Genomic DNA, 10,304 nt, shown 5'->3' with positions numbered 1-10,304 from the left:
GCATTCGAGGAGCGACCGCCTCATGAGGTCCTGGCCGCTGCGATCAAGCGGCGCTGCGCCATCCTGTTCGTCGGTGCCGGCGTCTCGATGGCTGTCGGCCTGCCGTCCTGGCAATCTCTGATCGACCATCTGCTGGATGACCTTGGACTTGAGCGCAACGTGATCGATGGAATGCACGGCGGCTATCAGATGCTGGCGGAGTACTACCGGCTGAAGCGCGGCGGAATTGGCCCGCTTCGCAGCTGGCTCGACCGCAACTGGCGCGTCGACCCGGACAGGATCGCGGCCTCACGGCTCCACAAGCTGATCGTGGAGCTCGATTTTCCGACCATTTACACCACGAACTACGACCGCAACCTCGAGACAGCCTTCGACGTCCTGGAAAAGCCTTATGCCAAGATCAGCAACGCAAAGGACATTGCAGGCGCGCGTTCCGGCGTCACGCACATCATCAAATTCCATGGTGACTTCGACGACGATGCCTCGCTCGTCTTGACCGAAACCGATTTCCTCAACCGACTCGCGTTCGACTCGCCGCTCGATATCCGGTTTCGCGCCGATGCCTTGGGCAGCACGCTGCTTTTCATCGGATACAGCATGTCGGATCCCAACATTCGGCTCCTGCTGCATCGGGTTTGGCAGAGTTGGGATGAGTCCGGGCACCGCCAGGACCGACCGAGATCCTTCGCTTTCGTCACGCAACGCAATCCGGTGCAGGAGGCCGTATTGGCGAACTGGGGCATCACCACCATCGCGCCGCCTGACGGCGTCAGCCCGGATGAAGGTGTTAGCCGGTTCTTGCTGGACATCCGCCAGCGTATCGACCGAGAGACCTAGCCGGACTCTGGCGCGCTGAAACGCTGCGAGCCTCGCCTTACGCTGCATAGCCCGTTCCGGAGAGCCACGGATCCGGCATGCTGCATGTCCAAAAAGCCCGCGCGCCAACGCTGCGCCATGGCCGCTCCGACAGGTCGAAAGATTTTTCAGGGCCGGCTTCCTCGCGGCCGGGTCGGTAGCTCAGGAGATAGATCCTGTCGTTGCGATCCCGGCCCTGTAGCTCGGCGCGAAGCTGGCGAGCTTCGAGGGCGTGACGAAGGCGCTGAAAGGTCTGATTGCCGAAGGTGAGATCGCTCTTGCGCTCAGCCGCGGCCTCGAGGCCGTCAGGGACGTTGCCGTCCCGTGCATAGAGGTCGACGACGCAAAGGCGAAGCGAGGCTGGAGCTTCGAGGACCGGATCGAACGGCGCGTTGAGCGAAAACCCGCCATCGCCGAGCCATCTCCCGGCAACCTGCACCGGACCGAATTCGGGAGAAATCCGCAACTGGCCAGGATGTGATCCATTTCGATCGGCTCCGAAGACGAATCGAACAGCACGGCATCGCCACTTTCGAGGTCCGTTGCGCAGATGGAAATGCGCAGCTCGCCAATGTTCACACGCCCGAAATCGATCAATCGCTGAAGGCGTTCGCGTGTTGGGCCGAGATCGTACAGACCCGTGAAGGGGAAGGACGGTAGAGGTAGGCGGGGATGGAAAAAGCCGGTGTGGCCAAGCAGGCGCGTATTGATTGAACTCAGCCAAGCGGACAGGTGGCGGCTGGGGCTCGTTGTGACGGCAGGCGCGGCAGGAGCATGCCAGTAGCCGCGCAAATTCGCGAGGCGGTCGGGGATGGGACATCCCGCGATCAATGCCGCCGTGATCGCGCCCGCGGACGAACCGGTCACCTAGTCGATGTGCGGCGAGACAGAAGTGAGGGCTTCAAATGCGCCGCCATGATACGCGCCAAGGCCGAGACCGCCGGCGAACACAACGGCCGTGAGCGTTGGCTCTGCTGCCATGGGTTCGCTCGGGCTAGTGAGAGGGTCGGTCTGAGAGACGCTCGCTTACCACCCGAAAGCCGGGCATTCCAAAGTGCAACGTTCATGGCTCCTTTTCCAGGTTCGAGGCGAATCGTTAACCTGTGTGAAGCCGTCCGACGTCGATCACGATTAAGGTGAGGGATGTCCTCGATCGGAAGCGATATGCCTGAGCAGTCTCCCAGCTTGAGAAACTTCACCATCAACTTCGGTCCCCAGCATCCCGCCGCCCATGGCGTGCTTAGGCTCGTGCTTGAACTGGACGGCGAAATCGTCGCACGCGTCGATCCGCACATCGGTCTTTTGCATCGGGGCACCGAGAAGCTGATCGAGGCCAAGACCTATCTTCAGGCGATCCCGTATTTCGACCGGCTCGACTATGTCGCTCCCCTGACGCAGGAGCACGCGTTCTGCCTGGCAATCGAAAGACTGATCGGCCTTGAAGTTCCGCGGCGAGGGCAGCTGATCAGGGTGCTCTATCACGAGATCAGCCGCATCTTGTCTCATCTTTTGAACGTCACGACGCAAGCGATGGACGTCGGGGCCTTGACGCCACCTCTTTGGGGCTTCGAGGAGCGCGAGAAGCTCATGGTGTTCTACGAGCGTGCGTCCGGCAGTCGGATGCATGCCAACTATTATCGTCCCGGCGGCGTGCATCAGGACCTTCCACCGAAACTGATCGATGATATCGAAGCCTGGTGCGATCCGTTCCTGCGCGTCGTCGACGACCTGGATCGGCTGCTCTCGCTCAACCGCATCTTCAAGGCCCGAAACGTGGATATTGGTCGGGTAACGCTCGAGCAGGCCTGGGCCTGGGGCTTCTCCGGCGTGATGGTGCGGGGGTCGGGCGCGGCTTGGGACTTGCGAAAGGCAGAGCCCTACGACTGCTATGCCAGATGGACTTCGACATCCCCGTCGGACGAAACGGCGACTGCTACGACCGCTATCTCATTCGCATGGAGGAGATGCGGCAATCCGTGCGCATCATGAAGCAGTGCATCGAGAAGCTGAAGTCTGCCGACGGCCAGGGTCCGGTGCTCGTGCAGGACAACAAGGTCGCGCCGCCTAGACGTGGGGAGATGAAGCGTTCGATGGAGGCGCTGATTCACCACTTCAAGCTATACACCGAGGGCTTCCACGTTCCCGCCGGCGAGGTCTATGTCGCCGTCGAGGCTCCGAAGGGCGAGTTCGGTGTGTTCCTCATCGCGGACGGGACCAACCGTCCCTACAAGTGCAAGATCAGGTCGCCGGGATTCGCCCACCTGCAAGCGATGGACTTTCTCTGCAAGGGACATTTGCTCGCGGACGTCTCGGCGATCCTCGGGTCGCTGGATATTGTCTTCGGCGAGGTCGATCGCTGACTGGAAAGCTACAATGGAGGATCAGGATGGATATCAGGGAAAGCTCCGCCATGACCGAAGCGTCCGGCCTCGTGGACGATCAGTTCACCGCGCAGAACGGCTCGCAGGCGCCGCACGCTGATACAAGAACAGGACTCGATGCGCCTTCCCAGGCGCCCTCGGCGCAATTGGCCGACCAACTGCGGAAGATGACCAGGGCAGCACCGCTACAAGTGGTCTTTGCGGCGTTTCTGTTGGGCGTTCTGGTGGCTCGGCGTCGCTAGACGTCGGCCGGGGCCGTCCCTTTCATCGGACGACCCCGGCCGTTACACGAGAATCAGGCCAACGCGTTCGTCACCGGCCGGCTCTTCATCTGCTCCACCTGTGCGCCGCTATCCGGCCGCGCCGATCCGAGCACAGGCTCGTCGCCCAAAGGTTCGAACCCGGCCCGGAAGCTGCACGACCCCTAGCCGTCGAGCGAAGGGCCTTCGCAGTAGCGCCCCGGCTGCAGCGGCGCCGCGTTGCGTTCGGTGCCCATGAACATGTAGGCAGCGAGGTCAAGGGCGGCGACAAGCTCTACGAGCTCGAGAAGGGCCCGTTCGAGGCCGACCTCGCCGCCCGGCAGGCTGCCCTCGCGCAGTTGCAGGCGACATTGGAGAACGCTCGACTGACCACCGAGCGTGCGCGGGCCTGCTGAGCGGCCCTGCCGGATTGCAGTCCAACTATGATGCGGCGATCGCTAACCAGCGAAGCCTCGAAGCCCAGGTCCAGGCCGCGCAGGCGCAGGTAGAGGCATCGCAGATCAATCTTGGCTACACCGACATCACGTCCCCCATCGACGGCAAGATCGGCCGGACCGCTGTGACGGAGGGCAACGTGGTCAGCCCGTCTTCGGGTGTGCTCACGACCATCGTCAGCCAGGATCCGATGTATGTGACTTTTCCGTATCGGTTCGTGAGGCTCTGACGCTGCGCGACCGCTATGCGCGGCGCGGCGGCTTCAACGCCGTGGTCATTCGCCTGCGCCTGCCAAACGGCAGAGCCTACGAGCGCACCGGCCATCTGAATTTCGCGAACAACACGGTCACGACCAATACGGATACCATCACCCTCCGGGGCGAGATCGAAAACCCTCCCACCCAGCACATCGAGGGCAGCGGCACGCCGATTCGCGAGCTGTTTGATGGCGAGTTCGTGACCGTGCTGCTCGAGGGCGTACAGCCGATCGAAGTCCTTGCGGTGCCGCGCTCGGCTGTGCTGTCGGACCAGCAGGGCAGCTACGTCTTCGTGGTCGGAAAGGATAATATGGCGGAGCAGCGCCGCATCCAGGTCGGGCAATCGACGACGACGCTGGCCGGCGTGATCGGTGGATTGCGGTCAGGCGATCAGGTCATCGTCGAGGGCCTGCAACGGATCAGAGCTGGAGCCAAGATTTCGCCAGCACCGGGAAGCTCTCAGATCCAGGCCCAAATGAAGGAAAGTGCGGGGGAGGGCGGCGGCACAGCAGCGGTTGGCCGTGCACACGGGTCGGCAGCAGCTTCGGGCGGATCCACGACCGTGGCCAAGGCGCTGGCCAGGGAGGCGGGGGGCAGCAGGTCCAAACAGCAAGAGCGGCGGGCACTGATTTGATCTCGGCGATTTTCATCGACCGACCGCGTCTCGCCATCGTGATCGCATTTGTTATCACCATCGCCGGCGGACTGGCGTTGCTGCGCATCGCCGTCGCTCAATTCCCGGACATCGTGCCGCCCCAGGTGACGGTGTACGGTACGTTCCCCGGAGCGTCCGCCGCCGTCGTCGAATCCAGTGTCGCGCAGCCGCTCGAGGCGCAGATCGTCGGCGTCGACCAGATGCTCTATATGAAATCCACGAGCGGGAATGACGGCAGCTACAGCCTCACCGTATCCTTTGCTCTCGGCTCCGACCCGAACATCGATACGGTCAACGTTAACAACCGGGTGCAGACCGCGCTGTCGCAGTAGTCATCGCAACGGGGGCTGCCCAAATGAGCCGGCGCGCGGTAGGCACCGCGGTCTTCGGGGGTATGCTGGCGGCAAGCTTGATAGGCATATTCCTGATCCCGATGGTTTATATATTCTTCCAGAATGCGCGAGAGCGAGTGAAGGGGCCCGGTTCGCGCGGGCGCAAGATCACTGCCGGCCGTCGAGTAGCCAATGGCTTGAACGAGCGCGGGCGCTGGCGATCGCTTGTCGCCATTCGCAGATCGAGCTTCGGATGACGGGAGGCCGGAACAACTCCAGCCACCGATCGCGAGCAGATCAGTTGGGCGGATGTCGTCCGAAAGGCCTGGCTCAGGAGCTTCGCTATCAAATCTCAAAACGGCGACCGTGGCGAGGAACGCTCCCCCAATCGCCTGCATTGCGTTCGCAGATTGTAGCCGAACTGGAGCAATGCGATGAGCTATACGGGACGTTTATTGACGTTGACGATTGCATTCCTCCTGATCGGGAGCGGCATTTTGGCAAATCTCGGCTATAAGCCCTTCCGCGATTCACGCGGCCTATGGTTCACCCAAGCGATGCGCGGCATGGCTTCAAATTAGTACGTCTGCCGGCGCACGTAGATGCGGGTGGGGCGGATCGACCGGAAGTCGCATTTTTCCGTTGCCCTCATCACATGTTATTTCGGTCTCCGCCGTTTCGTCTACACAAGACGTATAGACCTGCTTCGGCCGTGCAGGGCGGATGTACCCCTGACGAGCCGCAAGGCCTCGGCCGGGGCCTTTTGCATGTGGCGAGGCTCGCGCAGATGGCTCCCCCTCGGTCGAGCGCTTGAAAGCGCTTCGACAGGGACGCCGCCCGAAGAAGCGATCAGGCCATGGGCTCGTCGTCACGAGGTGGCGCATTCGTTCGCTGCCCTTTGCGGCTCAGATCGCTGGGGACGATGCGGTTGTTGCGATCGACTGCGACTTGCGCCGCCGCGCTGGTATCTCCGGCTCGTGCCGCGAGCTCTTTCAGGATCTGGCGGGACTCGCGCGCGGCCTGGCCCCGGCCAAGTTCCTGCGGGGATTTTCGTCGACCGGCGGTCAGACGAGCGATGGCGAAGACAAGTACCAGCGCAAGGACTGCAAACGCGATGATTTCCATCGGAGATGAACAATGTGGACGGCACCGCAGTTCCTAGTGAGCTGGCGTCGGCCGCCCGTTCGAACAGAGAAAGCCGCCGGCTTCCTCACCCTGACGGCTTCAGAAGTACGTAGCTGTTGATCGTCTTCTAAGCTGCCGTGCGTACCGCCGTTACCTTCGTTCGCGCATGCCGGCCCTTCCGACGCAGGCGGCCGTGTCTGCTGTGATCTGAAAGCAGAGATTGCGAAGCGGCCTCCCAGCCGGAAAGTGTCTTAGGAACCGCCGCGCATCGTTGCAGTTGCCGGTCGAAGGAGCCGCCCATGCGAAGCCTAAGCCTAGGTCAGGCAATTCTCATCGTCGCGTTGTGCGCCATGCTCGCACTTGTCGTGGTCGGTATCGTGTGGGTCTCGGATGCAACCAATGGCGTCGACGACGTCGCCATGGACGAGAACGGCTGGATCGCACTTGGTCTTGGATCGTTCTTTTCGCTCGCGATTGGCTGCGGACTGATGGCGCTGATGTTCTTTAGCAGCCGGCGCGGCTACGACGAGGCTGCAGATCCATTTCGAAAACGGAGCCGAGATAGAACATGAAGTATATCGCGATGTTTCTGAGCCTCATGTTTGGCAGTTTGCCCTTTGCCCTCGCGCAGAGCAATTCGGGCGGGTCGGCAGCGGGACAAACAACGACCAATTCGTCGAGCGTGCAGGGTACCGCGGGCACGAACGCCAGCGGCACCATCCATACCAACCAGGGCAACAGCTACGGCAACAATGCGGCGGGTGGGATCAGTCCAGGAAGGGATCGGACAAGCCAACCTGCGACGAGCAACGCCACGTCCGGCTCATCGGGGCAGGGCAGCGGCAAGTAGCCCGCCGGCGAAGTCGGACGAGCGGGCGCGGCTCAAGTCGCGTGCTGCACCCGGATACTGGCTCTCCAGTTTCGCCGTCGTGACGTGCCAGCCTGGACTATCGAGCATGCGGCCGCGATCAGGGGCGAGGGATGTCGCCACTTTCATTCACAGCAGTGCTGTTGTGTCTCGCGTCCACCTTGGGTCTCCTCGACCGGACGGTTCTGCTGCTTCCCGGTACGTTGGGCTGACGGTGGTCGCGCTCATCGCATCGCTTGCTGTGATCGCGGTCGGCGCTGTCTTTCCCGCTTTGAATCTGGGACTGGCGCTCCGGGACATTTTAGGGGCCCGGGAGTTGCCGGACACGCTGTTGAACGGCGTCCTCTGCTTCCTGCTTTTTGCCGGTACATTGCAGGTCGATGTTTCTGCGTTGTGGTCCCGCAAAATCACGGTGTTTCTTCTGGCGACGGCCGGCGTAGTGATCGCAACCGCGCTGTTTGGGCTGGGAATCTATTTCGCGTTCGGCCTCACCGGTGTGAAGATGCCGCTCTCCTGGTGCCTCGTGCTTGGTGCAATTCTGGCGCCAACGGATCCCGTGGCTGTCGGTACGATACTGTCGCGAGTTGGATTGTCCAAGAAGTTGCAGGCGGTGATGGCCGGAGAGAGCCTGTTCAACGATGGCGTTGCGGTGGTGCTTTTTCAGACCGCGCTGTCCTACGCGGTAGGGGCGCACCCCACCTTCGGCTCCATCAGTTTCGATCTTCTGCGGGAGATTGGTGGCGGCGTCATCATCGGCGCAGGAACTGGCTGGATTGGCTATTTGGCCATGAAGCGCATCGACGACTATCCCCTGGAGTTCACCATGTCATTGGCTGTTGCGAGTGGGTCTTATACGCTTGCCAACGGTCTCGGCGCCTCCGGCCCGATCGCGGTGGTGCTTGCGGGCTTTTGATTGGCAGTCGCGGACCCCGCCAGGCAATGAGCGAAAAGACGCGCCGCAATCGTACTCTGTTCTGGTCAGTGGTCGACGAGATTCTGAACTCGCTGCTGTTCATGTTGATTGGCTTCGAGATGCTCGGGCTGGCTCGTCTCGAAAGCTCGACCTTGTTCGTCATTGCACTTGCGATCCCGCTCGGTCTGCTCGTCCGAGCCGCAAGCATCATAGGCACCGCCTTGTGGCTTCATGCCAAGAATCCGAACCGTTGGCGCGCAATCGTGATCCTGACCTGGGGCGGGTTGCGCGGAGCGGTTTCGGTCGCCTTGGCGCTGAGTACCGGCTCCAGCGAATGGAAGAGCGAACTCTGGCGATCTGCTACGCGGTAGTCGTGTTCTCGATCGTTGTGCAGGGTTTGACGTTGGAGCGGGTCGTGCGCCTGACCCGTTTGAAGGACGAGGTTGAGTGAGCTCTCTTGAGTGATGGCAAAAAGGTAAGGGAAGCCGATGCTCGAGCATCTTGCACGTGGGCGCAAACGACGCCCATCGCAAAAAAAGTTCTCGCATTTTAACTCAATTGAATCACTGAAATCCCGGATTCCGGTATCGCTTCGGGTGCCGGAAGAGGAGTTCCCATGTTCGACGCTGAAACTACGGCCATCCTGCGGGCCGTTCTCGATGAGGTTTGGGTGAGCGTCTCCCGCTACGAAACCAGCGCTCGCACAGATCTGCTCAGCCGTCCATGATCTGGACGTCACGCGTGCTCGTGATCTCAGTTGCGTCGGGGGAGGATCGTGGTGTTTCCGTCAAGCGGTAAGGGATGAGACGGCCGGAACGAACAAGACGGTGGATAGGAACGATGTGCAGCAGCCAACTTTGTTTCTGCATGCGTTTCAGACGCATGAGGCTACCTGTACGGTAGTCCGGAGCGGCCTCAGCCCTGGGTCTTTCCCCCAGGCCTGGGGCCGTTTCGTCAATTCCGACGGCCTCACTCCGTCGCCCGCAGACCCTGCTTTGTCGGCTCATAGCGTTGGCCGTGCTGCTCAAGCCAGCCGCCTTCGACCATTTTCCGCGCCAGAGCCATTGTGCATATCGGCTGAGTGCCGCCGGGATGGTAGAGCGCGTCTCCGTACTGAACCAGGTAGCCGTATACACGGGCCACTCGCAGCGGCTCGATCATCCCGGGAAAGAGAACGAACGGCTTGTCGGTCATTGCTTGTCTCAGGCGCGGGTACTCCCGCGTCGCGCTCCACTGACGCGTCTGGCCGCTCGTTCGACAGCCGCGCCCAAGGTCAGTCCCAGCACGACATCGGTCGTCCAGTGCGCAAGTACGGCCACTCTGGTTGCCGCCAATGCGCCCCCAATCGCCAGGAATACTGCGGTTTTCTTGGGATAGGCCCAACTCAGAGCCGAGACGATTGCACCAATATGCACACCATGGCCCGAGGGAAAGGAGTCATGCGGCTGGCCTGACGTCCCAACACCGCGTCGGTCCTCGCCTACGACCACTCGGTCCGGTCGTGTTCGATCGATCACTCGCTTGATGATCTTCGGCAACATGACTGCTGCCGTGAGCGATACAGCTACGTGATTTGCGACAACGCGTTGCCGCCTATCGCCTCCGCGCGACATGATCCAACCCACGGCCGCCAACGTACCGAGTACACGAGCATCAGCCGCCCATGTCATAGATCTCGCAAAGTCCTGAAGAACGGGGGTGGTGTGGCGGGCTGCCGAAGTCGCTATCGCTGTATCGATTGGAGTAGGCGGAATTAACAAATGTTTCATGGTCTCTTTTGGTTGATGGCGAGCGCGAGAAACGCGCACCTGTGACGACGCGCCGCACGTTCAGGCGTTCCTACTTGCCAGCGCAGCAAGTCGCTGGCCGCGGTGCTGGGAAGCAAACACCATCCTCTATTCACTGCCGGGCGTGGTGACCCCACGCGAATAGGAACGTGCAGGTCGTTGAGCGTTCAAAAGCACGACCCTGCTTGAGAGGGTCGACAAGTCACAGGGACTATTGTGCGAGATGCGCGGGTGATCTCGGTTGTGCTGCTTGCGCTGCTGATCGCGGGCTTCCTCATCTCGGAGGCAGTCCGCCGCGAGACTCGCGACCGGCTGATGCCAGAGTGCCAGCTGCGAAACATCACCTATGCTCAAGTCCGCGAGTGCGCGGTCACGTCCCAGATGCAGACCCGAACTCGTTCATTTCAATCAGGCGGGTGATATCCGAATCCAGGAG

The 10,304-nt window shown here is 61.5% G+C and carries 12 protein-coding genes and 3 pseudogenes; 12 read left to right on the top strand and 3 right to left on the bottom strand.

Going from position 1 to position 10,304, the window contains the following annotated elements:
• Positions 1-30 precede the first annotated feature (30 nt).
• The 8 genes and pseudogenes from N551_RS35495 (at position 31) to N551_RS37945 (ending at position 5,756) form a co-directional block, all read left to right on the top strand.
• Positions 31-837: an SIR2 family protein gene (locus N551_RS35495; protein ID WP_051462740.1), complete on the top strand. Its 807-nt coding sequence runs from the start codon at positions 31-33 to the stop codon at positions 835-837.
• Positions 838-1,087: 250 nt separating this feature from the next.
• Positions 1,088-1,336 (top strand): hypothetical protein, encoded by a 249-nt coding sequence (locus N551_RS39280; protein ID WP_245287776.1) that lies wholly within the window; start codon positions 1,088-1,090, stop codon positions 1,334-1,336.
• Between the two features lie 683 nt (positions 1,337-2,019).
• A pseudogene (locus N551_RS35485) lies at positions 2,020-3,215 on the top strand (NADH-quinone oxidoreductase subunit D).
• Between the two features lie 26 nt (positions 3,216-3,241).
• On the top strand, positions 3,242-3,478 hold the full coding sequence (locus N551_RS0114725) for a hypothetical protein (protein ID WP_027567588.1): 237 nt from the start codon (positions 3,242-3,244) through the stop codon (positions 3,476-3,478).
• A gap of 89 nt (positions 3,479-3,567) precedes the next feature.
• A pseudogene (locus N551_RS35480) lies at positions 3,568-4,822 on the top strand (efflux RND transporter periplasmic adaptor subunit).
• Positions 4,819-5,172 (top strand): annotated as a pseudogene (locus N551_RS0114715) (efflux RND transporter permease subunit); the annotation flags it as partial. The pseudogenes N551_RS35480 and N551_RS0114715, both read left to right, overlap by 4 nt.
• Positions 5,173-5,198: 26 nt before the next feature.
• The gene (locus tag N551_RS39675) at positions 5,199-5,432 is read left to right on the top strand and encodes a hypothetical protein (RefSeq protein WP_155809696.1); all 234 of its coding nucleotides are present in this window, start codon (positions 5,199-5,201) and stop codon (positions 5,430-5,432) included.
• Between the two features lie 177 nt (positions 5,433-5,609).
• A complete protein-coding gene (locus tag N551_RS37945) occupies positions 5,610-5,756 on the top strand; it encodes a hypothetical protein (RefSeq protein ID WP_155809695.1) in 147 nt (48 codons plus the stop codon).
• 268 nt (positions 5,757-6,024) lie between these two features.
• Here the strand turns inward: N551_RS37945 and N551_RS0114705 are convergent, their stop codons facing one another.
• Positions 6,025-6,300: a hypothetical protein gene (locus N551_RS0114705; RefSeq protein ID WP_027567586.1), complete on the bottom strand. Its 276-nt coding sequence runs from the start codon at positions 6,298-6,300 to the stop codon at positions 6,025-6,027.
• A 299-nt stretch (positions 6,301-6,599) separates the two neighbouring features.
• On the opposite strand from N551_RS0114705, the gene N551_RS0114700 reads away from it, so the two are divergent.
• The 4 genes from N551_RS0114700 (at position 6,600) to N551_RS36575 (ending at position 8,452) form a co-directional block, all read left to right on the top strand.
• Entirely contained in the window at positions 6,600-6,872 is a 273-nt protein-coding gene (locus tag N551_RS0114700; RefSeq protein WP_027567585.1) for a hypothetical protein, read from the top strand.
• Complete coding sequence (locus N551_RS38790) at positions 6,869-7,150, top strand: hypothetical protein (RefSeq protein WP_027567584.1); 282 nt, start codon at positions 6,869-6,871, stop codon at positions 7,148-7,150. Before N551_RS0114700 ends, N551_RS38790 begins: the two co-directional genes overlap by 4 nt.
• Positions 7,151-7,382: 232 nt before the next feature.
• Complete coding sequence (locus N551_RS36580; protein ID WP_051462733.1) at positions 7,383-8,081, top strand: cation:proton antiporter; 699 nt, start codon at positions 7,383-7,385, stop codon at positions 8,079-8,081.
• Between the two features lie 26 nt (positions 8,082-8,107).
• Entirely contained in the window at positions 8,108-8,452 is a 345-nt protein-coding gene (locus tag N551_RS36575) for a hypothetical protein (RefSeq protein WP_051462729.1), read from the top strand.
• Between the two features lie 598 nt (positions 8,453-9,050).
• On the opposite strand, the gene N551_RS0114685 is transcribed toward N551_RS36575, so the two are convergent.
• Both N551_RS0114685 and N551_RS39670 read right to left on the bottom strand, forming a co-directional pair.
• Positions 9,051-9,275 (bottom strand): hypothetical protein, encoded by a 225-nt coding sequence (locus N551_RS0114685; protein ID WP_027567583.1) that lies wholly within the window; start codon positions 9,273-9,275, stop codon positions 9,051-9,053.
• An 8-nt stretch (positions 9,276-9,283) separates the two neighbouring features.
• On the bottom strand, positions 9,284-9,694 hold the full coding sequence (locus N551_RS39670; RefSeq protein ID WP_371180062.1) for a phosphatase PAP2 family protein: 411 nt from the start codon (positions 9,692-9,694) through the stop codon (positions 9,284-9,286).
• Positions 9,695-10,304 lie beyond the last annotated feature (610 nt).

Origin of the sequence: Bradyrhizobium sp. URHA0013 (genome assembly GCF_000518345.1) — a bacterium.
Taxonomy (GTDB): Bacteria; Pseudomonadota; Alphaproteobacteria; order Rhizobiales; family Xanthobacteraceae; genus Bradyrhizobium.
This window is presented reverse-complemented; position numbering and strand designations above follow the sequence as displayed.

Bases quoted from the DNA above. Each gene is read 5' to 3' on its own strand.
- N551_RS0114725 (WP_027567588.1), top strand. From the start codon at position 3,242: ATGGATATCAGGGAAAGCTCCGCCATGACCGAAGCGTCCGGCCTCGTG.
- N551_RS0114685 (WP_027567583.1), bottom strand. From the start codon at position 9,275: ATGACCGACAAGCCGTTCGTTCTCTTTCCCGGGATGATCGAGCCGCTG.
- N551_RS0114700 (WP_027567585.1), top strand. From the start codon at position 6,600: ATGCGAAGCCTAAGCCTAGGTCAGGCAATTCTCATCGTCGCGTTGTGC.
- N551_RS38790 (WP_027567584.1), top strand. From the start codon at position 6,869: ATGAAGTATATCGCGATGTTTCTGAGCCTCATGTTTGGCAGTTTGCCC.
- N551_RS39670 (WP_371180062.1), bottom strand. From the start codon at position 9,694: ATGTCGCGCGGAGGCGATAGGCGGCAACGCGTTGTCGCAAATCACGTA.
- N551_RS0114705 (WP_027567586.1), bottom strand. From the start codon at position 6,300: ATGGAAATCATCGCGTTTGCAGTCCTTGCGCTGGTACTTGTCTTCGCC.
- N551_RS36575 (WP_051462729.1), top strand. From the start codon at position 8,108: ATGAGCGAAAAGACGCGCCGCAATCGTACTCTGTTCTGGTCAGTGGTC.
- N551_RS37945 (WP_155809695.1), top strand. From the start codon at position 5,610: ATGAGCTATACGGGACGTTTATTGACGTTGACGATTGCATTCCTCCTG.
- N551_RS39675 (WP_155809696.1), top strand. From the start codon at position 5,199: ATGAGCCGGCGCGCGGTAGGCACCGCGGTCTTCGGGGGTATGCTGGCG.